Source organism: Oceanicaulis sp. LC35, from assembly GCF_052055585.1.
Taxonomy (GTDB): Bacteria; Pseudomonadota; Alphaproteobacteria; order Caulobacterales; family Maricaulaceae; genus Oceanicaulis.
Genome location: NZ_CP170485.1, coordinates 331,064 through 354,806 on the forward strand (window position 1 = coordinate 331,064; position 23,743 = coordinate 354,806).

Annotated in this window: 20 protein-coding genes; 10 read left to right on the forward strand and 10 right to left on the reverse strand. The window is 62.5% G+C overall.

Going from position 1 to position 23,743, the window contains the following annotated elements; translation table 11 throughout:
* The first annotated feature begins 187 nt into the window (after positions 1–187).
* A complete protein-coding gene (locus ACFELO_RS01560; protein ID WP_440958820.1) occupies positions 188–658 on the forward strand; it encodes an Hsp20 family protein in 471 nt (156 codons plus the stop codon).
* A 150-nt stretch (positions 659–808) separates the two neighbouring features.
* On the opposite strand, the gene ACFELO_RS01565 is transcribed toward ACFELO_RS01560, so the two are convergent.
* From ACFELO_RS01565 to gpmA, 4 genes are all read right to left on the reverse strand, one after another.
* Complete coding sequence (locus ACFELO_RS01565; protein ID WP_440958821.1) at positions 809–2,866, reverse strand: NAD(+) synthase; 2,058 nt, start codon at positions 2,864–2,866, stop codon at positions 809–811.
* A 76-nt stretch (positions 2,867–2,942) separates the two neighbouring features.
* Complete coding sequence (locus ACFELO_RS01570) at positions 2,943–4,241, reverse strand: pentapeptide repeat-containing protein (RefSeq protein ID WP_440958822.1); 1,299 nt, start codon at positions 4,239–4,241, stop codon at positions 2,943–2,945.
* 101 nt (positions 4,242–4,342) lie between these two features.
* Positions 4,343–4,930: a bifunctional diaminohydroxyphosphoribosylaminopyrimidine deaminase/5-amino-6-(5-phosphoribosylamino)uracil reductase RibD gene (gene ribD, locus ACFELO_RS01575; RefSeq protein ID WP_440958823.1), complete on the reverse strand. Its 588-nt coding sequence runs from the start codon at positions 4,928–4,930 to the stop codon at positions 4,343–4,345.
* A gap of 5 nt (positions 4,931–4,935) precedes the next feature.
* Positions 4,936–5,655, reverse strand: coding sequence for a 2,3-diphosphoglycerate-dependent phosphoglycerate mutase (gene gpmA / locus ACFELO_RS01580; RefSeq protein WP_440958824.1), 720 nt, complete (start codon positions 5,653–5,655; stop codon positions 4,936–4,938).
* Between the two features lie 167 nt (positions 5,656–5,822).
* Between gpmA and ACFELO_RS01585 the strand changes: the two genes are divergently transcribed.
* From ACFELO_RS01585 to galU, 6 genes are all read left to right on the forward strand, one after another.
* The gene (locus ACFELO_RS01585; RefSeq protein WP_440958825.1) at positions 5,823–6,812 is read left to right on the forward strand and encodes a KpsF/GutQ family sugar-phosphate isomerase; all 990 of its coding nucleotides are present in this window, start codon (positions 5,823–5,825) and stop codon (positions 6,810–6,812) included.
* A 90-nt stretch (positions 6,813–6,902) separates the two neighbouring features.
* Positions 6,903–7,835: a Gfo/Idh/MocA family protein gene (locus tag ACFELO_RS01590; protein WP_440958826.1), complete on the forward strand. Its 933-nt coding sequence runs from the start codon at positions 6,903–6,905 to the stop codon at positions 7,833–7,835.
* A gap of 88 nt (positions 7,836–7,923) precedes the next feature.
* Positions 7,924–9,432, forward strand: a complete 1,509-nt coding sequence (locus tag ACFELO_RS01595) for a phosphomannomutase/phosphoglucomutase (protein WP_440958827.1) — start codon at positions 7,924–7,926, stop codon at positions 9,430–9,432.
* 98 nt (positions 9,433–9,530) lie between these two features.
* Positions 9,531–10,832, forward strand: coding sequence for a UDP-glucose dehydrogenase family protein (locus ACFELO_RS01600; protein ID WP_440958828.1), 1,302 nt, complete (start codon positions 9,531–9,533; stop codon positions 10,830–10,832).
* Positions 10,833–10,968: 136 nt separating this feature from the next.
* Positions 10,969–12,792, forward strand: coding sequence for a glutamine--fructose-6-phosphate transaminase (isomerizing) (gene glmS / locus ACFELO_RS01605; RefSeq protein WP_440958829.1), 1,824 nt, complete (start codon positions 10,969–10,971; stop codon positions 12,790–12,792).
* Between the two features lie 76 nt (positions 12,793–12,868).
* The gene (gene galU / locus ACFELO_RS01610) at positions 12,869–13,750 is read left to right on the forward strand and encodes a UTP--glucose-1-phosphate uridylyltransferase GalU (protein WP_440958830.1); all 882 of its coding nucleotides are present in this window, start codon (positions 12,869–12,871) and stop codon (positions 13,748–13,750) included.
* Here the strand turns inward: galU and glmM are convergent.
* Complete coding sequence (gene glmM / locus ACFELO_RS01615; protein ID WP_440958831.1) at positions 13,747–15,090, reverse strand: phosphoglucosamine mutase; 1,344 nt, start codon at positions 15,088–15,090, stop codon at positions 13,747–13,749. The two genes, galU and glmM, sit on opposite strands and share 4 nt — an antisense overlap.
* Positions 15,091–15,270: 180 nt before the next feature.
* Between glmM and ACFELO_RS01620 the strand changes: the two genes are divergently transcribed.
* From ACFELO_RS01620 to cysN, 3 genes are all read left to right on the forward strand, one after another.
* The gene (locus ACFELO_RS01620; protein ID WP_440958832.1) at positions 15,271–16,383 is read left to right on the forward strand and encodes a DegT/DnrJ/EryC1/StrS family aminotransferase; all 1,113 of its coding nucleotides are present in this window, start codon (positions 15,271–15,273) and stop codon (positions 16,381–16,383) included.
* Positions 16,384–16,599: 216 nt separating this feature from the next.
* Positions 16,600–17,571, forward strand: coding sequence for a sulfate adenylyltransferase subunit CysD (gene cysD, locus ACFELO_RS01625; RefSeq protein ID WP_440958833.1), 972 nt, complete (start codon positions 16,600–16,602; stop codon positions 17,569–17,571).
* Position 17,572: 1 nt separating this feature from the next.
* Positions 17,573–19,471 (forward strand): sulfate adenylyltransferase subunit CysN, encoded by a 1,899-nt coding sequence (gene cysN / locus ACFELO_RS01630; RefSeq protein WP_440958834.1) that lies wholly within the window; start codon positions 17,573–17,575, stop codon positions 19,469–19,471.
* Between the two features lie 47 nt (positions 19,472–19,518).
* Here cysN and cysQ read toward each other — a convergent pair whose 3' ends face one another.
* From cysQ to rfbC, 5 genes are read right to left on the reverse strand one after another with little or no spacing between them, the layout of a single operon-like run.
* Positions 19,519–20,307, reverse strand: a complete 789-nt coding sequence (gene cysQ, locus ACFELO_RS01635) for a 3'(2'),5'-bisphosphate nucleotidase CysQ (RefSeq protein WP_440958835.1) — start codon at positions 20,305–20,307, stop codon at positions 19,519–19,521.
* Between the two features lie 24 nt (positions 20,308–20,331).
* On the reverse strand, positions 20,332–21,216 hold the full coding sequence (gene rfbA / locus ACFELO_RS01640) for a glucose-1-phosphate thymidylyltransferase RfbA (protein WP_440958836.1): 885 nt from the start codon (positions 21,214–21,216) through the stop codon (positions 20,332–20,334).
* 13 nt (positions 21,217–21,229) lie between these two features.
* Positions 21,230–22,114 carry a dTDP-4-dehydrorhamnose reductase gene (rfbD, locus tag ACFELO_RS01645; RefSeq protein ID WP_440958837.1) on the reverse strand — a complete coding sequence of 295 codons (885 nt, stop codon included), beginning with the start codon at positions 22,112–22,114 and terminating at the stop codon, positions 21,230–21,232.
* Positions 22,111–23,157, reverse strand: a complete 1,047-nt coding sequence (gene rfbB / locus ACFELO_RS01650) for a dTDP-glucose 4,6-dehydratase (RefSeq protein WP_440958838.1) — start codon at positions 23,155–23,157, stop codon at positions 22,111–22,113. Before rfbB ends, rfbD begins: the two co-directional genes overlap by 4 nt.
* 2 nt (positions 23,158–23,159) lie before the next feature.
* Positions 23,160–23,738, reverse strand: coding sequence for a dTDP-4-dehydrorhamnose 3,5-epimerase (gene rfbC, locus ACFELO_RS01655; protein WP_440958839.1), 579 nt, complete (start codon positions 23,736–23,738; stop codon positions 23,160–23,162).
* Positions 23,739–23,743: the final 5 nt, after the last annotated feature.

A 23,743-nucleotide genomic window follows, 5' to 3' on the forward strand; every position in this document is an offset into this window, starting at 1 on the left:
GAAAAAAATGGCGTTGACCTCTTGCGCCCTCCAATTGGCTTACCCAATTCAATTGACGTAGAGCCGCCGAACGGGGCTTTACGGATTACCGGAGGGGTTACGCTGCACGCTGCGGGTGGCCTTGAAGGTGAACTCTGAAACCATAGCCCGCACGCGGGCCCGATCGCTTCCAAGGAGGATCGAACTCATGCGTACTACTGATTTCTCGCCGCTTTACCGCACCATTGTCGGATTTGACCGTCTGGCCAACATGATCGACAACGCGGCCAAGCTGGAGCCGAGCGGCGGCTACCCCCCGTACAATATCGAGCAGCTCTCTGAACACGAGTATCAGATCGAGCTCGCCGTGGCCGGGTTCGGTGAAGACGATCTCGACATTGAAGTTCAGGAAAATGTTCTGACCATTGCAGGCAAGCGCGTGCCGTCAGAAGACGCAGAGCAGCGCAACTACCTGCATCGCGGTATTGCGGAGCGCTCTTTCGAGCGTCGCTTCCATCTCGCCGACCATGTCCAGGTGCGTGAGGCCAGCCTTCAGAACGGCCTGCTGCGCATCCAGCTGGAGCGTGAAATTCCCGAAGCGAAAAAACCGCGTCGGATCGCCGTGAACGGCAAATCCGAAACCAAGCTGATCTCGGCTGACAAGGCGTCCGCCGCCTAAGCCGGGATCGCGGCCCGATCGGACGGACGCGACACGTCCCTCCCCCCGATAGTCTGCGTTTGACCGGTCGGGCCCTAATCTTCTGACTGACTTCCCCTTTTTCGACCTTGCGGCGCTCCTTTCCTCATTGAGGAGCGCCGTTTTTTCGTATCAGAGGAGCTCGTCCCTGAGCACCGCCACGGCGTCTCGCCAGACCTTGGCGCTGGAATCTGATGGCATGCGCCAGTCACCCCTGGGGCTCAGCGCGCCGGCGGAGGTCAGTTTCGGACCATTTGGAATGGCGGAGCGCTTGAACTGGGAATTGCCGAAGAAGCGCCGCGCAAACTCGCCCAGCCAATGCAGGATAGTGTCCCGGTCAAAGGCGCGCCTGTCAGCGTCGGCGACATGTGGCGGCCAGCCGCCCGCATCACTGTCGCCCCAGGCCTGTTCGGCCAGGAAGGCGATCTTGGCGGGCGAAAAGCCGTGTCGAACCACATAGTGCAGGAAGAAATCATTGAGCGGGTAGGGGCCGATCGCGGCTTCCGTGCTCTGGATCGCGCCGTCCGCACCCGCAGGCACCAGTTCGGGCGAGATTTCTGTGTTGAGCACGTCCATCAGAGCGCGAGACACCTCGGCGCCATACTCCTCACGCCGCGCCGCCCAACCGATCAGGTGCTGGATCAGGGTTTTGGCGACCCCGGCATTGACGTTGTAATGGCTCATATGGTCGCCGACGCCATAGGTGCACCAGCCAAGCGCCAGCTCGGACAGGTCGCCCGTTCCGATCACCAGCCCGCCCTCATGATTGGCCATACGGAAGAGGTAGTCCGTCCGCAGGCCCGCCTGAACATTCTCGAAGGTCACGTCGTACTGGTTCGCGCCCTCTGAGTAGGGGTGGTTGAGGTCGGCCAGCATGCGCTCGGCGGCGGGGCGGATATCGATCTCGCGATGGGTCGCGCCCAGTCCTTCGATCAGCGCCAGCGCATTGTTGCGTGTGCCCTCGGAGGTGGCGAAGCCGGGCAGGGTGACAGCAATGATGCCGGAGCGATCAAGACCCAGTCGGTCGAAGGCGCGGGCTGTGATGATCAGCGCCTGAGTGGAATCCAGCCCGCCTGACACGCCGATGACGGCCGTTTTCAAGCCTGTCGCCTTCAGGCGCTGGACGAGGCCCTGAACCTGAATGTTGTAGGCTTCATAGCAGTCTTCATCCAGGCGCGCGGCGTCGTTGGGCACGAACGGGAAGCGATCGACGCTCCGCTCCAATGCGATCTCGGCGTCCTTATCCATCTCCAGCGTAAAGCCGATACGCGTAAACCCTTTGAGGGCGTCCGCATGCCGGGCGGAGGCATCGCGCCAGGTGGACAGGCGCGCGCGCTCACCCGTGATGCGTTCCAGATCCACATCCGCGTACACAATAGCGGGGGCGTTATTGAGGAAGCGCTCGCCCGCTGCGATCAGCTCACCTTGCTGGTAGGCCAGAAGCTGGCCGTCCCAGGCGAGGTCGGTTGTGGATTCTCCTGCGCTGGCCGCAGAGAAGATGTAGGCGCCCTGGGTGCGGCGGGACTGGGCATCACACAGCGCTGCGCGTTCGCGGGCCTTGCCGATGGTGGCGTTGGACGCGGACAGGTTCACCATCACTGTCGCCCCGGCGAGCGCGCCGTGAAGGCTGGGCGGTATGGGCGACCAGAAGTCCTCGCAGATTTCGGCATGAACCACGAGGCCGGGCAGATCGAGCGCTTCAAACAGAAGGTCTGTGCCGAACGGCGCGATATGCTCGCCCACCGAGATCGTATCCTCGATGACGCTTGAGGAATCCGAGAACCAGCGCTTTTCGTAGAACTCGCGATAATTGGGCAGATAGCTCTTGGGAATGACGCCCAGAAGCTGGCCATCCTGCACCGCCAGCGCACAGTTGAAGAGCTGTCCTGAACTTCTGAGCGCGCAACCGAACAGGATCAGCGGGCGCAGGCCTTCGCTGGCTTCTATGATCCGCGCCGCCGCGTCTTCAGCGGCATCCAGAAGCGCCGCCTGATGATGCAGGTCATCCACCGAATAGCCGGTCAGGCCGAGTTCGGGAAACAGGCAGACAGCCGCATGACGCTCATGCGCCTGACGGACAAGGCCGATCAGGGTCTCGGCATTGGCCAGCGGCTCGGCCAGATGAACCTCTGGCGCGAAAGCGGCGATCCGGGCGAAGCCGTGGCGGTAGATATTCTTGAAAGCGGACATGCGGTCACCTGTCAGAGGGGCGACGCCCCCTTATGCTCAGGATGAGTATTTATCGGTTGGCGCAGCCAGCGTCTACTCAGGCCGCGTTGATATCCACCGCGTCGGTCAGGTCATCGACCTGGGAGGTGAAGTGCTCGCTCAGCTTTGTGCCGGTGAAGAGGGCGCGCTTGAAGACGGCCTTGCGCGCGTCCACGCCGTGCATGCGGGCAAAGGACAGATCGGCGTCTTCGGCCTGAAGATGGTGCAGGTCGGCGCCTGAGAGGTCCGCATAACGCAGGCAGGCTTCAGCAATGGAGGCGGCCAGCAAGCGGTCATTGGGCAGAACGAGCGGGCCCAGCTGAGCCTCGCGCAGGTCCGCATTGTTGAGCTTGGCGCCTTTGAGGTCTGCGCCGCGCAGGTCCGCGCCCCGCAAGGAGGTCATGCGAAGATCAGCGCCGGCCAGTTTCGCGCCCTGCAGCTCTACGCCTTCCATATCAAGACCGTAGAGAATGGCGTTGCGGGCCTGGAGCGCCGTCAGGTTCCGCCCCGCCAGCGATTTCAGGCCGCGCAAATCCTTGTCATTGAAGGTGGAGGGAGCGCCCTCTGCGCCGCCGGTTTCACACCAGCGCGCATGCCGGTCGAGCGCCTTGGCGGTTTCTCCGCCCGGGTCAGCGATTTCGGCTGGCGGTGCGTCACGCAAGGCGCCTTCGAGATTGGCGCGCTGGAACTGGCACATCTCGGTCTTGGCGCCGATCAGCACGCAATCGCGCATGTCGGCGTCACTGAGGTCTGCGCCGTAAAGGTCCGCGTCCTGAAGATTGGCGCCGGGGAAGCGCGAGCCGCGCAGATTGGCACGGGTCAGGCGCGCACCGATCAGGACAGCGTCGGTAAAGTCTGATGATTGCGCCACAGCGCCCGTCATCTTGGTCTGGGACAGGTTCGCCCCCTTGAAGCGCGCTTCGCTGGCTTCGCCGGGGCGTTGTTCATGGGTGATGACGGCGAGGCCTTTCTCGCGGTCCACCTGGGCGATGGCGCCTTCTCGCAGATCGGCCTGGCTAAGGTCTGCCCCGGTCAGATCCGCCCCACGCAGGATCACCCCGCGCATATCGGCCCGGTGCAGCACCGCGCCGGAGAGGTTCGCCTGACGCATGTCGGCGGCGAAGATCGTCGCGCGGGTCAGGTTGGCGCCAGAGAAATTCGTGCCCTCAAGGATCGCGCCGGACAGATCGGCGTCAGCAAGGTTGCGGCCCGACAGGTCGAGCCCTTTGAGGATCTTGTAGGAAAAATTGGCCCGTGCGCCGCCCATGCGCCCATTCATCAGGAACTCATGCTTGCGGCAGGCTTCATCCACCTCAAGCTGGGTCAGGGGCTGGTACTGGATGGGCTTGCCGATCATCTTTGATCCGTTACGGGCGATGGGCGTGACCGCCCGTTGGGGGCGAGTGTGGACCCGTGCCTGTTAACGCTATCTTGTCGGCGCGTACACTTGAGGTGTTTTTATCGCTGCCGCACCCGCGTCAGCCCCTGCGCACCCAGTCGCTCTAGCGCAGCATCGACATCCTCGCCCTGCTCCAGGGCAAGCTCGGCATCAAACAGGCCAGGCCGGTTATCCCGGACGAGGAGAGGGCGGCCCGTCTTCAGGCGTTCAAAGAAACCGGCGTTCAGGGTGATGGCTTGCGCCTCACGCACACCTTCCAGGACGGTGATCCCGGCGTCTGCCAGCATGGCGATCCCGCGACCGGCGACCTGTTCGAACGGGTCGCGGCAGGCGATCACCACTTCAGACGGTCTGGCCGCGATCAACGCTTTGGCGCAAGGGGGCGTCTTGCCGGTATGGGCGCAGGGCTCAAGCGTGACATAGACTGTCGCGCCGTCTGCTGCAGCTCCGGCCTGCTCGATCGCCTGTGGTTCGGCATGCGGGCGGCCGCCTGGCGCGGTCGCGGCGGCGCCGATGATCCGTGCGTCCTTGACAATGACGCAGCCTACAGACGGGTTCGGTGCGGTCTGGCCCAGACGGGCATAGGCCAGCGCCAGCGCCGTATCCATGTAGCGCAAATCCTCAGCCGTGACCGGGCGTGAGGTCATGGCGGCTATTTCGCGAAGTCGAGCGGTTGGGCGCGGTCTTCATCGAGATAGCGCACGGAGACGGGTTTCAGGCCATCAAGCTCGATCATCAGCGGGTTGCCGGTGGGCACCTCGACCTTGACGATGTCCTCGTTGGAGACGTCGAACAGCATCTTGATCAGCGCACGCAGGGAGTTGCCGTGGGCGGAGATCAGGATGTCCTCGCCCGCCTTGATCTTCGGCGCGATGGTGCTGTCGAAGTAAGGTGCGACGCGATCCAGGGTCAGTTTCAGGCTTTCCGTGCCCGGCAAAAGCGCCGGGTCGAGATGGGCGTAGCGGTCGTCAAAGCGCGGATGACGCTCGTCCGTTGTTTCCAGCGCCGGCGGCGGAATGTCATAGGAGCGACGCCAGATCTTCACCTGCTCCTCGCCATGCTTCTCGGTGGTCTCTGCCTTGTTCAGCCCCGTCAGGGCTCCGTAATGGCGCTCGTTCAGAAGCCAGGTCTTCTCCACCGGAACCCAGACCCGGTCCACGCCTTCAAGGGCGAACCAGAGCGTGCGGATGGCGCGCTTGAGCAAGGAGGTGCAGGCGAAATCGGGTTTGAAGCCGGCCTCGGCCAGAAGTTCGCCGCCGCGCCGGGCCTGTTTGACGCCTTCCTCGGTCAGATCCACATCCACCCAGCCCGTAAACCGGTTCTCAAGGTTCCAGACGCTCTGGCCGTGACGGGTGAGCACAAGACGGGTCATGATGGGTTTCCTCTGACGGGCAGACTGTGTTGGCGGGCGGTTTACCCCTTTTACCGCCTGTCCGTCGAGCCCATCTGAAGACGCAACCTGCGTCTAGCCTCTTCGCGCCGTGCTTGGTACAGGAGGCGCCCCGCGTGATCGCCGCGCGTCAATTCAGGGATCAGACCATGTCGCCCGCCGCTACCGCGCTAGACCCTTCCGCTATTCTTTCCGCCATGCGCCGTACGCTGAGCCTGGAGAAGGATGGCCTGTCTCAACTCAGCGAGGCGCTGGATGAGGTGAGCGTCGAGGCCGTGCGGGTGATTGCAGGGCTCAAGGGTCGACTGATCTGCGCCGGGGTCGGCAAATCCGGCCATGTGGCGCGCAAGATCGCCGCAACGCTTGCTTCTACCGGCACACCTGCCTCCTACGTGCACCCGGCCGAAGCCAGCCATGGCGATCTGGGGATGATCACCGCCGATGACGCGGTGCTGGCGCTCTCCAACTCCGGCGAAACCAAAGAGCTAGGCGACATGATCGCCTATTGCCGCCGCTTCGGCGTGCCGCTGATCGGCATGACCGCCGGCGCGGAGTCCACCCTCGCGAAGGGCTCTGACATCCTCTTGCTGTGCCCCAAGGCGCCCGAGGCGTGCGGCGAGACCCGCGCGCCCACCACCTCGACCACCATGATGATGGCGTTTGGTGATGCGCTGGCTGTGGCGCTGATCGAGGCGCGCGGCTTCACCGCGATGGACTTCGCTCGTTACCATCCCGGCGGCGCGCTCGGCTCGGCGCTGGCGCGGGTGGATGAATTGATGCATGCGGGCGACGCCATGCCGCTGGCGCCTGAACTCGCCAGCATGGGCGACGCTCTGATCGTGATGAGCGAAAAGGGCTTTGGCTGTGTCGGCGTCACCGATGGGGCGGGCAAGCTGTCCGGCATCGTCACGGATGGCGATCTGCGTCGCAAGATGGGACCGGACCTCATCGAGCAATCGGTGAAGAGCGTGATGACGCCCAGCCCGGTGACCACCACGCCCGGCGCCCTGGCCTCTGACGCCCTGCGCGTGATGACGGCGGGCAACCGCAAGATCACCCAGCTCTTTGTCTGCGATAACGCCGGCAAGCCGGTCGGCCTTCTGCACATCCACGATCTTCTGCGCGCCGGGGTCAGCTAGGCGCGGCGATCCGGCCCTTTGCGTCCTTTCCGAACGCGGTCTAAGACGACGCACATCCTCAAGCCTTCAGCATCATTACGGGGCATTCTCATGACCAGCACGGCGACTTCTCCCCTGCGCGCAGGCGTCATCGGCGCAGGCGTTTTCGGCGGCTATCACGCCGGTAAATACGTCGAGAACCCGGACACCACGCTCACCGCCATTTTCGACCCGGACAAGGACCGCGCCCAGGCGTTGGCCGACAAGCATGGCGTGACGGCCTATTCCGAGGTTGGCGTATTTCTGGAGGCGGTCGACGTGGTCACCATCGCCAGCCCCGGCGTCACCCATGCGCAAATGGGCGCGCGCGTGCTGGAAGCCGGCAAGCCGGTGTTGATCGAGAAGCCGCTGGCGGTGACCGGCGAGGAGGCGGATCAACTGGTGAAGCTGGCCGACGAAATGCGGCTGCCGCTCGCCTGCGGGCATCAGGAGCGACTGGTCTTTGACGTCATGGGCCTGACCGCCATCCAGACCCCGCCCAAGCGCATCACTGCCTGGCGCGAAGGGCCGTGGAGCGGACGAAGCACCGATATCTCCGTCACCTTTGACCTGATGGTCCACGACCTTGATCTGGCGCTGACCCTGATCGGGCAGGACGAGGCCGAGAGCCTGTCTGTCGAAGGCAAGAGTGAACGCAGCGACAGTCTGGATGAAGTCAGCATGACGGCCTGCTTCGCCAATGGCGCCGAGCTGGAGCTGAAAGCCAGCCGGATCGCCGATGACCGCCGCCGCGGCATGGTGGTGGAGTATGAGGAAGGTGTGATCGAGATCGATTTCGTCGCCCGAACCTTCAAGAACACCACCGGCTTTGACCTCAACCCTGACTATATGGACACGCCTGAAGGTCGCGACCCTCTTGGGGCGAATGTGGCGCGGTTCGTGGACGCGGTTCTTGGGCGCGTCAGCGGCCCTGCAGCGCCGGGCGAGGCGGGAGCGGCCGCCGTGCGGTTTGCGGAACGGATTGACGCGACGGCGGGGAAGTAGCCGTCACACTTGTTTGCTAATTCCGTACGCGGCACAGTTGAAGACAATCGATGGCGCGCTCCGGGCGTGCTGATCACAGGGGACCCGAATGCGCACCGACCTTCAGCCCAATACCTGGGAATTTGAAACCGAAGCCTTTGTCACGCCGACCGGGTTCCGGGAATACGATGCGCGCTGGTGGTTCGGCCATCCGGGTTCTGAGCAACCGCCCCAGATCAATCTTTATGGCATTCAAGCGCTGGGCTTGGGCCTCGGCACCCTGATCCACGAGCTGGGCAAGGAGCCCAGGATCGTTACCGGGCATGACTTCCGCAGCTATTCTCTCGGCGTGAAACAGGCGCTGGAAGTGGGTCTGATGCAGGCCGGGATCGAGGTACATGACATCGGGCTGGCGCTGTCGCCCACGGCCTATTTTGCGCAATTCCATCTTGATATCGCCTCGGTGGCGATGGTGACGGCCAGCCATAACTCCAATGGCTGGACCGGGGTGAAGATGGGCGTCGAGCGTCCGCTGACTTTCGGGCCGGACGAGATGAGCCGTCTGAAGGAAATCGTGCTCAAGGATCAAGGCGTGGCGCGGTCGGGTGGCGGTTATGTGCGCGAGACCGGTGTGGCGGAAGCCTACAAGGCCGAGCTGTCCAAGGGCGTCTCGCTTACGCGCAAGATCAAGGCGGTGGTCGCCTGCGGCAATGGCACGGCGGGCGCGTTCGCTCCGGACGTGCTTGAAGCCATGGGCGTCGAGGTGATCGCCATGGATTGCGAGCTCGACCACTCCTTCCCCAAGTACAATCCGAACCCTGAAGACATGAAGATGCTGCACGCTCTGTCTGACCGGGTGAAGGAGACGGGCGCAGATATCGGCCTGGCGTTTGATGGCGACGGCGACCGCTGCGGCGTGGTGGACAATACCGGCGATGAAATCTTCGCTGACAAGGTTGGTCTGATGCTGGCCCGTGATCTGTCCGAGCGGCACAAGGGCGCCAAGTTCGTTGTGGACGTGAAATCCACCGGCCTGTTCGCCATCGACCCGGTGCTCAAGGCCAATGGCTGCGAGACCGAGTACTGGAAGACCGGTCACTCCTATATCAAGCGTCGCGCCAATGAGCTGGGTGCGCTGGCGGGCTTTGAGAAGTCCGGGCACTTCTTCCTGCAGCCGCCGGTAGGGCGCGGCTATGACGATGGCATTGTCGCTGCGCGCTGCATTCTCGAGATGATGGACCGCAACCCGGACAAGACCGTCGCGGACCTGAAACAGGACCTGCCGGTCAGCTATGGCTCGCCCACCATGTCGCCGGCCTGTTCGGATGAAGAGAAATACGCCGTGGTTGAGCGCATCGTCGCCAATTTCAAGGCGAAGCATGCCGAGAGCGCAGACGTTGCGGGCCGCAAGATCATTGATGTGAACACCGTCAACGGCGTGCGCTTCACGCTCGAGGGCGGCGCCTGGGGGCTTGTGCGAGCCAGCTCGAACACGCCGAACCTTGTGATCGTGGTTGAAAGCCCGGACAGCGCAGACGATGTGAAGTCGATCTTCAGCGCTATCAAGGACGAGTTGTCGGCTCATCCTGAAATCGGCGCGTTTGACCAGGAGCTGTAGCTGCAGCTCGCTGTCTGTGATTTTGGGTTGTCACATTCTGGCCGGAATGGCCTATCAGAAACCCGAACTCGATCCCGGCTCTAGGAAGGAGACCCCCCATGCGCGTAGCAATGATCGGCACCGGATATGTGGGTCTGGTCTCCGGAGCGTGTTTCGCCGATTTCGGCCATCACGTGACCTGTATCGACAAGAACGCCGAGAAGATCGACCAGCTGCGTTCGGGCGGCGTGCCGATTTATGAGCCGGGCCTTGATCTTCTGATCGAGCGCAATGTGCGTGAAGGTCGCCTCGATTTCGCCACCGACCTCACCGATGCGGTGAAGGCGGCGGATGTGGTGTTCATCGCAGTGGGCACGCCCTCGCGTCGCGGCGATGGCCATGCGGATCTGAGCTATGTCTACGCCGCAGCGGAAGAGATCGCCAACGCCATGGACGGCTTCACGGTTGTGGTGACCAAGTCCACGGTGCCGGTGGGCACCGGAGATGAGGTTGAGGCGGTCATCCGCAAGACCCGTCCGGACGCCGAGTTCGCCGTGGTCTCCAACCCTGAATTCCTGCGTGAAGGCGCGGCGATCGAGGACTTCAAACGTCCTGACCGCGTTGTTGTGGGCGTCGAGAATGACAAGGCGCGCGAAGTGATGCGCGAGCTTTATCGTCCGCTCTTCCTCAACGAGACCCCGATCGTGTTTACCGCACGCCGGACGTCCGAGCTGATCAAGTACGCCGCGAACGCCTTCCTCGCCATGAAGATCACCTTCATCAACGAGATGGCTGATCTGTGCGAAGCCGTGGGCGCTGATGTTCAGCAGGTCGCCAAGGGCATTGGCCTGGATAACCGGATTGGCGGCAAATTCCTGCACGCCGGGCCCGGCTATGGCGGTTCGTGTTTCCCCAAGGATACGCTGGCGCTGACCCGCACCGCCCAGGAGCATGACAGCCCCGTGCGTCTGGTGGAGACCGTGGTCGACATCAATGACAAGCGCAAGGCGGCGATGGCGGACAAGGTCATCAAGGCGTGCGATGGCGATGTCACGGGCAAAACCGTGGCGGTTCTGGGTCTGACCTTCAAACCCAATACCGATGACATGCGCGATGCGCCGAGCCTCGACATCATCCCCGCGCTTCAAAAAGCCGGCGCGAAGGTGAAGGCCTATGACCCCGCCGGCGCGCTGGAAGCGGAGAAGCTTCTGAGCGATGTGGAGATGACCTCCGGCGCCTATTTGTGTGCGGAAGATGCCGACGTGCTGGTGATCATCACCGAGTGGAATGAATTCCGCGCGCTGGATCTGGGGCGGGTGAAGGAGTCCATGAAAGGCTCCACCCTGGTGGATCTGCGCAATATCTATGACCCCGCAGACATGGCCGCCAAAGGCTTCAAATATGTCAGCGTCGGGCGCTGATTTTAACCCGACCTGAAATCTGCCGCAGTATTTGTTGAAGCCTTTCACAGGTCTAGAGCGCGCCTTCTGCTGGCCAGACTGGCGCGCTCTGGCTATCGAAGGTTGACGCAACCCGGTTTGAGTTCAGGAGCAGCCCATGTGCGGCATTGTCGGCATCGTCGGATCGACCACGGTCACAGAACGGCTCGTGGAAGGGCTGCGGCGGCTTGAATACCGCGGCTATGACTCCGCGGGTGTGGCCGTCATTACCCCGGATGGCGCTCTGGAGCGTCGCCGGGCGCCGGGCAAGATCGCAGGGCTGGACCAGGCGATCGCCAGCGCGCCGACCGACGGCGTCATCGGCATCGGGCACACACGCTGGGCCACCCATGGCGCCCCGACGCTCGAGAACGCCCACCCGCATGTCTCCGGCCCTGTCGCGATTGTCCATAACGGCATTATCGAGAACTATCAGGAGCTGCGTGAAGAGCTGAAGGCGGAAGGCCTGGTCTGTGTCACGCCGACCGATTCAGAAGTCATTGCGCATCTCATCGCGGCCGGTCTGAACCGTGGACTTGGCATGGCGGAGGCCTTTAACGCGGCGGTGGACCGTCTGCGGGGCGCCTATGCGCTCGCCGCGCTGAATGTGGAGGAGACGGACGCGCTTTATGTGGCGCGATCGGGCTGTCCGCTGGTGGTCGGCCTGGGCGAAAACGAGGGCTATGTCGGCTCGGACTCACTCGCGCTCGCAGGTTGGACCAACAAGGTCATCTATTTGGAAGAAGGTGATCGCGCCGTGGTCACGGCCGGGGATGTGCGCATCCTTGACGCCCAGCAGCGCCCTGCCAATCGCGAGGTGCATGTCTCCCGCGCCGTTGCGGGGTTTGCGGACAAGGGCGAGTACCGGCACTTCATGGAGAAGGAAATCCATGAACAGCCTGACGCCATCGCCCATACCCTGTCACGGTATCTCGATGTGGACGCCGGCCGGTTCACCACGGGCGGGTTGCTGGATTGGAAGAGCGTCAACCGATTGCTTGGTACGGCTTGCGGCACGGCGTTCTATGCAGCTGCCATCGGCAAGTACTGGTTTGAGAAATATGCCCGCCTGTCGGTCGAGATCGATGTGGCGTCAGAGTTCCGCTACCGCGATCCGGTGATCGGTCCGAACGATGCGGCGCTGTTCATTTCCCAGTCTGGCGAAACCGCCGACACGCTGGCCGCCCTGCGCTATTGCAAGCAAGCGGGCGCCAAGACGCTCGCCGTGGTCAATGTCGCGGAATCCACCATTGCCCGCGAAGCGGACGCCATCGCCCAGACCCAGGCCGGGCCCGAAATTGGCGTCGCCTCCACCAAGGCGTTCACCGCACAGCTGACCGCCATCGCCAGCCTCGCGATCGGTGCCGGTCGGGCGCGCGGCGTTCTGACCGAAGCGGATGAAGCGCGCTTTGTGACGGCGCTTCTGGAAGCGCCGCGTCTGATCAATGCGGCGCTGGGCGTGGAGCCGCAGATTGAGAAGATCGCCCAACGGCTGACCCAGGCGCGGGACGTGCTGTATCTGGGCCGCGGCGTCTATCACCCGCTGGCCATGGAAGGTGCGCTGAAGCTCAAGGAAATCAGCTATATCCATGCTGAAGGCTATGCCGCTGGCGAGCTCAAGCACGGCCCGATCGCCCTGATCGAAGAAGGCACGCCCGTAGTGGTGGCTGCGCCGCATGACGGATTGTTTGAAAAGACGCTGTCCAACATGCAGGAAGTGGCGGCGCGCGGGGCGGAGATCATTCTGATTACCGACGAGAAGGGCGCGTCTCTGGCTATGGATACGGCCGAGCACATCGTCACCATGCCGGAATGCCCCGAATTCATCCGTCCAATCGTGGCGGCGGCGCCGATCCAGCTTCTCGCCTATCACACCGCTTCGCTCAAAGGCACGGATGTGGATCAGCCGAGAAATCTCGCAAAGTCTGTGACGGTTGAATAAACGCGTTCGCGCAGACATTGCGGTATGCCGGTTCAGAAGCTATCAACCACGCTGATAGTGTTCAGGGGGGTCTTAAATGTCGCGCGCCGTTCGTAAAGCCGTCATTCCGGTCGCAGGGTTCGGGACGCGCGTGCTGCCCGCCACGAAAGTGATCCCCAAGGAAATGCTGCCGGTCTATGACCGTCCGGCCCTTCAATATGTGGTCGACGAGGCTCTGGCAGCCGGCATTGAACACTTCATCTTCATCACGGGCCGCAACAAAGGCGCGATCGAGGACTATTTCGATCATGCCTATGAGCTGGAAGATGCGCTGGCGAAGAAGAACAAGTCCGACCTTCTGGACACGCTCAATACGCTGCGCCCTGAGGCCGGGACCTGCAGCTTTGTGCGCCAGCAGGCGCCGCGCGGTCTGGGTCACGCCATCTGGTGTGCGCGCGATCTGATCGGTGATGATCCGTTTGCGGTCATGCTGCCGGACATGATCATGGACGGCGCCACGCCGTGCCTTAAGGGCATGGTCGACGCCTATGCCGAAACCGGCGGCAATCTGGTCTCGGTAGAGGCTGTGCCCCATGAAGACGTGTCAAAATACGGCGTGATCAAGCCGGGCGCGGACAAGGGCGTGCTGCTTGAGATGACGGGCATGGTGGAAAAGCCGCCGGTGGATCAGGCGCCGTCCAATCTGATGATTTCAGGCCGCTATATCCTCGAGCCGCAGATCATGGCGCTTCTGGGCGATCAGAAGCCGGGCGCCGGCGGAGAAATCCAGCTGACCGACTCCATGGTCACCCTGCTCGAGAGCCGGCCGTTCCACGCCTACAAGTTTGACGGCGTCACCTATGACACAGGCTCGCCGCAAGGCTATCTCGAAGCCTTTGCCGCCATGGCTCTGAAAGCGGACGCATCCGCCAGCGAGGCGGTGCTGTCCGGGCTTCTGAAAGGCGAGCGCCGGGTCTAACCCGCCGCCTGCCGGATCGCTTCAGCCAGATCTTCCGCCACCGAGGTGACGAGGTGATCGTCATCGCCCTGGGTCATGACCCGGATGAGCGGTTCCGTGCCTGATTTGCGCAGGACAAGACGGCCCTGATTGCCAAGGCGGGTCTCGGCGTCCTGTTGGGCCTTCTGGACGCTCTCAAGCTCCAGCGGCGAGGCGCCCTCATAGCGCACATTGATCAGCACCTGAGGCGCCGGTTCGAACAGGTGACAGATCTCGCTTGCCGGTTTCTGGGCGCGCACACAGCTCGCCAGCACCTGCAGCGCCGCGATCAGGCCGTCCCCTGTCGTGGCATGGTCCAGAAGGACCACATGGCCCGATTGCTCGCCGCCCACATTGTAGCCGCCATTGCGCATGGCCTCAACCACATGGCGGTCACCAACCTTGGTGCGGATGAGTTTGAGGTTTTCTGACTGCAGATACCGCTCAAGCCCGAAATTGCTCATCACGGTAGTGACGACGCCATCGCCGGTCAGCTGGCCGGTGTCGAGCTGGTCCTTGCCGATGCGGGCGATGATCTGATCCCCATCGATCAGTTCGCCCTTCTCGTCGCACAGAATGGCGCGGTCGGCGTCGCCGTCGAGTGCAATGCCGATATCTGCGCCCAATTCGCGGACAGCCCTGATCATGGCGTCGGGCGCTGTGGAGCCGCACTCGCGATTGATGTTGGTGCCGTTTGGGGTCACGCCGATCGGGTGCACGTCCGCGCCCAGCTCCCACAGGGCGATCGGCGCGGTCTTGTAACCACCGCCATTGGCGCAATCGACCACGACCTTGATGCCGGACAGCGACAGCTCACGCGGGAAGCTCGCCTTGGCGCCTTCGATATAGCGGCCATAGGCGTCCTTGTAGTGATCGAGCTTGCCGATCTTCTCTCCGTCCACGGAAGAGGCGTCAGGATCTTGCTCGATCAGTCGCTCGATCTCCAGCTCGCTTGCGTCGGCGAGCTTGAAGCCATCCGGACCAAACAGCTTGATGCCGTTATCAGTATAGGGGTTGTGAGACGCGGTGATCATGATGCCCAGATCGGCGCGCATGGAGCGGGTGAGCATACCGATGGCGGGCGTGGGGCAGGGGCCGATCAGGCGTACATCCATGCCCGCAGCCGTGAGCCCGCCCACCATGGCATGCTCGATCATGTATCCCGACAGGCGGGTGTCCTTGCCGATGACCACCATGTGGCGGCGCTCGCCCTGTTTGACGAAAGAGCCAATGGCCCGGCCCAGCTTCAGCGCCACCTCCGGGGTCATCGGGTGCTGGTTCGCGCGGCCGCGAACGCCGTCAGTGCCGAAATACTGTTTCATGGGTCGGGTCCCCGTGCTGGCTCAGGTGCTCTGGTCGTAGGCTGATCGCAGAGCCGATGCAATCACATGGCCGTTCAGGCCGCTGGTGAAATAAAACGACAGGCTTCGTGACTTTTCTCCAAACTGCGAAGCCAATAAGAGCAGGATCACCCTTTTCGCTTTGCGCCAGGAATACGCATCATGCTGCCTTTCATTGACCTCGCCGCCCAGCGGGCCCGCCTTCAGCCCAAGCTGGACCAGGCTATCGCCAAGGTGATCGAGGAGGGACGCTATATCTTCGGCCCGGAAGTCACCGAGCTGGAAGAGAAGCTTGCCGCGTTCAGCGCCGCCAAACACGCCCTGACCTGCGCCAACGGCACCGATGCGCTCGCACTGCCGCTCATGGCCTGGCAGGTGGGGGAGAAGGACGCGATCTTCGTGCCGAGCTTCACCTTTGCGTCGACCGCTGAAATGCCGGCGCATCTGGGCGCGCACCCGGTGTTTGTCGACATTGATCCCGAGACCTATTGCATGGATCCCAAATCGCTTGAGAAAGCGGTGGCCTGGGCCAAGGCTGAGGGTTTGAAACCGCATACGGTGATCGCGGTGGACCTGTTTGGTCAGCCAGCGGACTACCCGGCGCTCTCGGCGATCTGCAAGGCCGAAGGCATGAAGCTGATCGCAGATAGCGCGCAGGGCTTTGGCTGCACGCTCAATGGCAAACATCCGGTCGAATGGGCGGATGTGGCGACGATCAGCTTCTACCCGGCAAAGCCTCTGGGCTGTTATGGCGATGGCGGCGCCGTGGTAACCCAGGATGACGAGCTGCAGCACCTTATGAAGTCGCTGCGCAATCACGGTGAGGCGGATGAGCGTTATTACTATGCCCGCATCGGCCTGAACTCGCGTCTGGATACGATCCAGGCGGCGGTGCTGTTGCTGAAGATGGAAATCTTCGCAGACGAAATAAGTGCGCGCAATGTGGCGGCTGACGCCTACGCCAAAGGCTTTGGTGATGTGGTGAAAGCGCCCAAGGTCATTGAAGGTGGTATCTCCACCTGGGCGCAGTACACCATTGAAGTCGATGATCGCGAGGGCTTCCGCGCCAGCCTGGGCGAAAAGAAAGTGCCGACAGCGGTGTATTACCCTGTCCCGCTTCACCTTCAGGATTGCTACGCCGCGTTCAAGCAAATGCCGGGCGGCCTGCCGGTGACCGAAGCCGCGGCCCATCGCGTCGTTTCGCTTCCGATGGACGCCTATCTGGAGGGCGACCGTCTCGAGCAGGTAATCGCGGCTGTGCGCGCCGCAGTGTGATCAGCGGTACGACCGCTTGAACACGGGGCTTCAGCGCCCATGTAAGAGCTGAACCAGACGGGCGGTCCTGCATGGGGTCGCCCGTTTTTTATCGTCACTATCCATTCGAATGCTGCGGTGCACACTGGTGAGGGTTTGTCGGGTTTCTCCGCTTTGCAAACCTTTCTAAACTGACTACCACAACCGCTGCTCTTCTCCTGACTAAGGGACGTCGTCATGACCGACATCCAGTCGCGCATTCACGCCTATGCGCAGCGCTTTGCGAACGGCGGCAAGCCGCGCGAACGCGAACTCTCCCCGCACCTCAAGGCGCTTGAGGCTGAAGCTATTCATATCATGCGGGAAGTCGCCGCCGAGTTTGAGCGACCAGTCATGCTCTATTCGATCGGCAAGGACTCAACGGTCATGCTGCATCTGGCTATGAAGGCGTTCTTTCCTTCAAAGCCGCCTTTCCCCTTTCTTCACATCGACTCCCTGTGGGAGTTCCAGGCCATGGGTGAGTTTCGCGACGCGCTGACCGAGGCGCTCGGGCTCGACATGATTGTCTGGGTGAACGAGGAGGGCAAACAGCGCCAGATCAATCCGTTCACCGACGGATCGGCTCTGCATACCCAGGTCATGCGCACCGAAGGCCTGCTGCAGGCTCTCAATGATGGTCGCTATGATGCGGCTTTCGGCGGCGGTCGTCGCGACGAGGAGAAATCCCGCGCCAAGGAGCGCGTCTTCTCTTTCCGGAACGCTGCACATGCCTGGGACCCGCGCAATCAGCGCCCCGAACTCTGGCGCACCTACAACACCCGTATTCGCAAGGGTGAAAGCATTCGCGTCTTCCCGCTGTCCAACTGGACCGAAGTGGATATCTGGCAATACATTCTGGAAGAAGACATCCCTATTGTGCCGCTTTACTTCGCGGGCGAACGACCTGTCGTGGAGCGGGATGGCACGCTCCTAATGGTCGATGACGAGCGCATGGTGTTCGAGGACGGCGAGATCCCGGAAATGCGCAAGATCCGCTTCCGGACGCTGGGCTGCTATCCACTGACCGGCGCTGTGGAAAGCGAAGCGGAAACGCTCGACGATATTGTCCTTGAAATGCTGACGGCACGGACATCTGAACGCGCAGGCCGCCTGATCGATTTCGACGAGGCGGGCTCCATGGAGAAGAAGAAGCGCGAGGGGTATTTCTAAGATGGCTGATGATGCAATCCGCGCTGAAGTCTCCGAGCGTCTGACCCGGGCGGGCGAAAACGGCGTGCTGCGGGTCATTACCTGCGGTTCCGTGGATGACGGCAAATCCACCCTGATTGGCCGCTTGCTCTATGATTCCAAGCTTCTCTTCGAAGACCAGATCAAGGTGCTCGAGCGCGACTCTCGCAAGCACGGCACGGCGGGTGAGGAGATCGACTTCGCGCTGCTGCTGGACGGTCTTGAAGCTGAACGCGAGCAGGGCATCACGATTGATGTGGCCTATCGCTTCTTCAACACCGAGAAGCGCAAATTCATCGTGGCCGATACGCCCGGACACGAGCAGTACACCCGCAACATGGCCACGGGCGCCTCGACGGCGGACCTCGCCATCATTCTGGTGGATGCGCGCAAGGGTGTGCTGACCCAGACCAAGCGCCATACCTATATCGCAAACATGATGGGCATCCGCCATGCTGTGCTGGCGGTGAACAAGATGGACCTGGTGGAGCATTCGCGCGCCCGCTTCCACGAGATCGTGTCTGAATACCTGACCATCGCCGAGGATCTGGGTTTTGCGACCATCACGCCGATCCCGATCTCGGCGCGTTATGGCGACAACATCTTCTCGCGCTCTGACGCCATGAAATGGCATGACGGCCCGACATTGATGGAGCATCTCGAACGGGTGGACACCAACACCGACAAGGAGGCGGCCTATGCTTTCCGCTTCCCGGTGCAATGGGTGAACCGGCCCAATCTCGATTTCCGTGGCTTCTCCGGCACGGTGGCTTCCGGCGCTGTGGCGCCGGGGGACGCCGTGATTGTCGCCCATTCTGGCAAGACCGCCACGATCAGCCGTGTGGTGACCGCGGATGGTGATCTGGCCTCTGCAAGCGCTGGCGATGCCGTAACCCTGGTGCTCGATCGGGAAATTGATATTGCACGCGGCGACATGCTCGCCGACCCCCAGAAGCGCCCGGAAGTTTCAGACCAGTTCGCAGCCGAAATTCTCTGGATGACAGAGGAAGAAATGCTGCCCGGGCGGTCTTATCTCCTGAAGGCTGGCGGGCAGACCTCTCCCGTGTCTGTGACCACGCTCAAGCACAAGCTCAACGTCAACAGCTTCGAGAAAGAGCCGGGCAAGTCGCTCAAGCTCAACGAGATTGGCGTTTGCACGCTTTCGACGTCACGGCCCATCGCTTTTGACCCTTACAAGGACCAGCGCGAAACCGGCTCCTTTGTCCTGATCGACCGCTTCACCAACCAGACGGTGGGTGCGGGCATGATTGAATTCTCGCTGCGTCGGGCCAGCAACATCCACACCCATGCCATGGACGTGGACAAGGCGCGTCGGGCTGACATGAAGGGCCAGAAACCGGCTGTGCTGTGGTTCACGGGCCTGTCGGGGGCGGGCAAGTCCACCATCGCCAACCTGGTCGAGCGCAAGCTGGCCGAGGCCGGGCGTCATACCTATTCGCTGGATGGCGACAATGTCCGCCATGGGCTGAACAAGGATCTGGGCTTCACCGACGTGGACCGGGTGGAGAATATCCGCCGGATCGGGGAAGTGGCGAAACTGTTTGTGGATGCGGGCCTGATCGTGACCTGCTCCTTCATCTCGCCCTTCCGCTCGGAGCGTCAGATGGTGCGTGAGCTGGTGGATGAGGCGGAGTTCATCGAGATCTTCGTGGATGCACCGCTGGACGTGTGTATCGAGCGTGACCCCAAGGGCCTCTACAAGAAGGCGCAGGCGGGTGAGATCAAGAACTTCACCGGTTTTGACAGCCCGTATGAAGCGCCCGAGAGCGCCGAGATACATCTGAAGACGGGCGATATGTCTGCGGAAGATGCGGCAGAGCGCGTGATCGAGACGCTGATCGAGCGCGGCTTTATCGGCTAAAGGCTTCAGGCGTTGTCCGGCGGAAGGCCGGACAACGCTTGCGCTTTCTAGCGGGGCGGCTGCGCCCAGGCCACGAAGGCGCCGTTCTTGTAGCCCGCTTCAGTTTTGCCATAGCGGAAGGGTGCGCCATCCGGTTCGGTGACGGCGCCGCCAGCGGCCTTGAGCACGGCGTGTCCGGCGGCGGTATCCCATTCCATGGTCGGCCCGAAGCGCGGATAGAGATCGGCGGCGCCTTCCGCCAGCTTGCAGAATTTGAGAGACGAGCCGGCTGAGACCGCCTCGGTCACGCCTTGCGCCTCGGCGAAGGCCTTGGTCTGATCGTCGGCGTGGGAGCGGCTCATCACGGCGGTCATGCCGCTGGCGGGTTTTTCACGCGTCTTCGCGGGTTTCAGACGGTCGATCGCCAGGGTCTCACCAGGCTCAAACGCGCCGGTGAACGCGGTTTCTCCGCCCAGATAGAGTTGATTGAGAGCTGGGGCAAAGACGGCGCCGGCCACCGGCACGCCGTTGCGGATCAGGGCGATGTTGATGGTGAACTCGCCGCGTTTGGCGATGAACTCCTTGGTGCCGTCCACAGGATCGACAAGCAGGAACTCATCCTCGACCGACGGGCGGATGCCCGCCTCAAAGCTTTCTTCCGCCAGAACCGGCACGTCCGGCATCAGCTCGGCGAGGGCCTTCAGAATGATGATTTCGGCGCGCTTGTCTGCTTCGGTGACGGGAGACTTGTCAGCTTTCTGCTCAGCCGTGAAATCGCTCTCATACACCTCCATCACCGGGATGGCGGCCTCAAGACAGATCTGACCAAAGGACCGGGCGAGAGCGTCGAGTGTCATGGTCAGGTCCTTGTCGTCTACGAGTTAGCGGCGTTCGGCTTTCAGGAGGTTTTTCAGATAAGCGCCATAGGCGTTCGGGATCGAATTGGCGGCCTTCTTCAATTGCTCGTCATTGATGAAGCCATTGCGCCAGGCGATCTCTTCAGGGCAGGCGATTTTCAGGCCCTGGCGTTTCTCGATGGCGCGCACATATTCGGTCGCCTCCACCATGCCTTCGACCGTGCCGGTATCCAGCCAGGCGACGCCGCGGGACAAGAGCTGAACCTTCAGCTGGCCGCGCTCCATATAAGCTTCGTTGACCGAGGTGATCTCCAGCTCGCCGCGGGCGGACGGGGTGATCGATTTGGCGATCTCCACCACGCTGGAATCATAAAAATAAAGCCCGGTCACCGCCCAGTTGCTGCGCGGCTTCTTGGGTTTTTCTTCAAGGCTGATGGCGCGGCCGTCATCATCGAGTTCGACAACGCCGAAGGACGTCGGATCAGCGACGTGATAGGCGAAGACCAGCGCGCCTTCATCAAATTCGCCCGCGGTGCGCAGACCTTCAACAAGGCCTGCCCCATGGAAGAGATTGTCGCCCAGGATCAGCGCGACATTGTCGTCGCCGATGAAGTCTTCACCGATCAGGAAAGCTTCGGCCAGCCCGCGCGGCTTGTCCTGCTCTGCGTACTGAATGCTCACGCCATAGCGGGAGCCGTCGCCCAGAAGTGTCTGGTATGCGGCTTTGCTCTCTGGCGTGGTGATGATCAGGATTTCACGAATGCCGGCGAGGAGCAGCGTCGAGAAGGGGTAGAAAATCAGCGGCTTGTCGTAGATCGGCAGAAGCTGCTTGGAGACGGCGAGCGTGATCGGGCGCAAACGGCTGCCCAGCCCGCCGGCCAGAATGATCCCTTTGGTAGTCTTCGACATGGTGCGCGCTCACTCAACCCTTGGGGTGCTCATAGCGCCGGGCGATCACTTCAGGCAAGCCCGCGCGCCAGTCTCCGGGTCCGATTCCGGTCGTCGCCAGCAAGGCTTGCGCGTCCATCCGGGTGTCGAGCGGGCGTTGTGCGGGTTGAGGGAACGCACTGGAATCGACGGGCTCGATCACCGGTTCCACAGGCAGATGCGCCTGCGCGAGCCGGATGGCGGCGCGCGCGAAATCATACCAGCTGGCGGCTGGGCCGCCGCTGAAATGGAACACTCCGCTGGGCAGGGTTTCCCGCTGTGCAAGACCGACAAGGGCTCTGGCGAGATCAGGCGCCCAGGTGGGCGTGCTGATCTGGTCGTTGACGACCTTCAGGGGCAGTCCGTTATCCAGGCGGTTGAGGATGGCGTTCAGGAAGCTGCCGCCGCGCCCGTCAAAGATCCAGGCGGCGCGCAGGATCATCGCGTCCTCGTTGGCGGTCATTACGGCGTCTTCGCCATTGCGTTTGGTGCGGGCGTAGACATTCAGCGGATGCGTACGAGCCGTTTCCTTGTACGGAGCACCGCCGGGAGCGCCGTCAAAAACGTAGTCGGTCGACACGTGCAGGAAATGGATGTCGCGCGCCTTGCAGGCCGCGGCCAGACGGGACGGGCCGGAGCAATTGAGCGCCTGCGCTGCGTCAGGGTCGGCTTCCGCCCCGTTCACATCGGTATAGGCGGCGGCGTTGATGACGGCGTGAGGCTTATGGGCGTCGAGCAGCGCCGACGGGTCATCCTGCGCCAGATCGAACTGGTCACGGCCGCAGGCGACCAGCTTTGCGTCGGTTTCGAGCAGGGCTTGCGCCAGCTGTCCAGACCGACCGATCACCAGAATGGGGGCGTCGACAGCCTGTGACGTCATGCGCTCAGTCCGAGACGCTCGCCCTGATAGGTCTTGTCCAGGATCGGACGCCACCAGCCTTCGTGCTGAAGATACCAGTCGATCGTCCGGGCCAGCCCGTCCTCGAAGTCGACCGACGGCGCCCAGCCCAGCTGGTCCTTGATGGTGCTGGCGTCGATGGCGTAGCGCAGGTCGTGGCCGGGACGATCCGTCACGAAGCTGATCTGGTCTTTGCGTCCTTTATCGGTCGGGTGAAGCGTATCCAGCCGGTCGCAAATGGCGCTGACAACCTGAAGATTGGTGCGCTCGGCGTCGCCGCCAATGCAATAGGTCTGCCCGGCCTGGCCGTGTGAGACGATCAGCTCGAGCGCGCGGGCGTGATCATCCACATACAGCCAGTCGCGAATGTTCGAGCCGTCGCCATAGACGGGCAGGGGCTCGCCGGACAGCGCCTTCAGGATCATCAGAGGGATCAGCTTTTCGGGGAACTGGCGCGGACCGTAATTGTTCGAGCAATTGGAGACGCGCACATCCAGACCGTAGGTCCGGCCCCAGGCGCGCGCCAGATGATCGGATGCGGCCTTGGACGCGGAATAGGGCGAGGAGGGATCATAGGCCGTGGTCTCAGAGAACTTGCCCTCCGCGCCCAGCGAGCCGAACACCTCGTCGGTCGATACGTGCAGGAAGCAGAAGTCCTCCGCCGCCTGTCCGCGTGCGTCGCGCCAGGCGCGCGCCGCTTCAAGCAGGGTGAAGGTGCCCAGCACATTGGTGTCGACGAAGTCCTTCGCGCCGGTGATGGAGCGATCCACATGGCTTTCAGCCGCCAGATGCATCACAGCGTCCGGCTCAAACTGTGCGAAGGCCTGATGGACGGCGTCGGCGTTGCGAATATCGGCGTGCAGGAAGGTGTAGTTGGGGTGGTCCTCGAGATCGGCCAGCGAGGCCGGGGAGGCGGCATAGGTCAGGGCGTCAAGATTGAGCACCTGCCAGCCGGTCTCCAGCACCAGACGCCGCACAAGAGCCGAGCCGATAAAGCCCGATCCGCCCGTCACCAAAACCCGCATGCTTATGCTCCATCCCATCCCGCCGGGAAGAGCGGGGCGACTTCTTTCAGGCGCGGGGCGGCGGCGTCCTTGTCCGACAGGATCGGATCGTCCACCCCCCAGTCGACGCCCAGATCGGGGTCGTTCCACGCCACCGATCCATCATGCTCTTTCGAGTAATAGTCCGTCACCTTGTAGGCAACCCGGGTGTTGTCCGTCAGCGTCACGAACCCGTGCAGGAAACCGGGCGGAACCCAGAGCTGCTGACCGTTCTCCTCGCTCAGCTCGATCGCCGCCCAGCGACCATAGGACGGCGAGCCCTCGCGGATATCAACGACGACATCCCGGATCGCGCCGGTCATGACGCCCACCAGCTTGCCCTGGGCGTGGGGCGGGGACTGATAGTGCAAGCCGCGCAACGTGCCTTTGTGGGCCGAGAAGGACAGATTGTCCTGCACAAAGCACGTCGTGAAACCGGCCTCGGCGAGGCGGCGCTGGTTATAGCTCTCGGAGAACCAGCCCCGCGAATCGCCAAAGCGCGGCGGGGTGATCACGAGCGGGCCATCCGCGTCGAACAGATCATTGGAAAGCGGTGAAATCATGGTCA

Coding starts and splice junctions, on each gene's coding strand:
- ACFELO_RS01560 (WP_440958820.1), top strand. CDS start 188: ATGCGTACTACTGATTTCTCGCCGCTTTACCGCACCATTGTCGGATTT.
- ACFELO_RS01565 (WP_440958821.1), bottom strand. CDS start 2,866: ATGTCCGCTTTCAAGAATATCTACCGCCACGGCTTCGCCCGGATCGCC.
- ACFELO_RS01570 (WP_440958822.1), bottom strand. CDS start 4,241: ATGATCGGCAAGCCCATCCAGTACCAGCCCCTGACCCAGCTTGAGGTG.
- ribD (WP_440958823.1), bottom strand. CDS start 4,930: ATGACCTCACGCCCGGTCACGGCTGAGGATTTGCGCTACATGGATACG.
- gpmA (WP_440958824.1), bottom strand. CDS start 5,655: ATGACCCGTCTTGTGCTCACCCGTCACGGCCAGAGCGTCTGGAACCTT.
- ACFELO_RS01585 (WP_440958825.1), top strand. CDS start 5,823: ATGTCGCCCGCCGCTACCGCGCTAGACCCTTCCGCTATTCTTTCCGCC.
- ACFELO_RS01590 (WP_440958826.1), top strand. CDS start 6,903: ATGACCAGCACGGCGACTTCTCCCCTGCGCGCAGGCGTCATCGGCGCA.
- ACFELO_RS01595 (WP_440958827.1), top strand. CDS start 7,924: ATGCGCACCGACCTTCAGCCCAATACCTGGGAATTTGAAACCGAAGCC.
- ACFELO_RS01600 (WP_440958828.1), top strand. CDS start 9,531: ATGCGCGTAGCAATGATCGGCACCGGATATGTGGGTCTGGTCTCCGGA.
- glmS (WP_440958829.1), top strand. CDS start 10,969: ATGTGCGGCATTGTCGGCATCGTCGGATCGACCACGGTCACAGAACGG.
- galU (WP_440958830.1), top strand. CDS start 12,869: ATGTCGCGCGCCGTTCGTAAAGCCGTCATTCCGGTCGCAGGGTTCGGG.
- glmM (WP_440958831.1), bottom strand. CDS start 15,090: ATGAAACAGTATTTCGGCACTGACGGCGTTCGCGGCCGCGCGAACCAG.
- ACFELO_RS01620 (WP_440958832.1), top strand. CDS start 15,271: ATGCTGCCTTTCATTGACCTCGCCGCCCAGCGGGCCCGCCTTCAGCCC.
- cysD (WP_440958833.1), top strand. CDS start 16,600: ATGACCGACATCCAGTCGCGCATTCACGCCTATGCGCAGCGCTTTGCG.
- cysN (WP_440958834.1), top strand. CDS start 17,573: ATGGCTGATGATGCAATCCGCGCTGAAGTCTCCGAGCGTCTGACCCGG.
- cysQ (WP_440958835.1), bottom strand. CDS start 20,307: ATGACACTCGACGCTCTCGCCCGGTCCTTTGGTCAGATCTGTCTTGAG.
- rfbA (WP_440958836.1), bottom strand. CDS start 21,216: ATGTCGAAGACTACCAAAGGGATCATTCTGGCCGGCGGGCTGGGCAGC.
- rfbD (WP_440958837.1), bottom strand. CDS start 22,114: ATGACGTCACAGGCTGTCGACGCCCCCATTCTGGTGATCGGTCGGTCT.
- rfbB (WP_440958838.1), bottom strand. CDS start 23,157: ATGCGGGTTTTGGTGACGGGCGGATCGGGCTTTATCGGCTCGGCTCTT.
- rfbC (WP_440958839.1), bottom strand. CDS start 23,738: ATGATTTCACCGCTTTCCAATGATCTGTTCGACGCGGATGGCCCGCTC.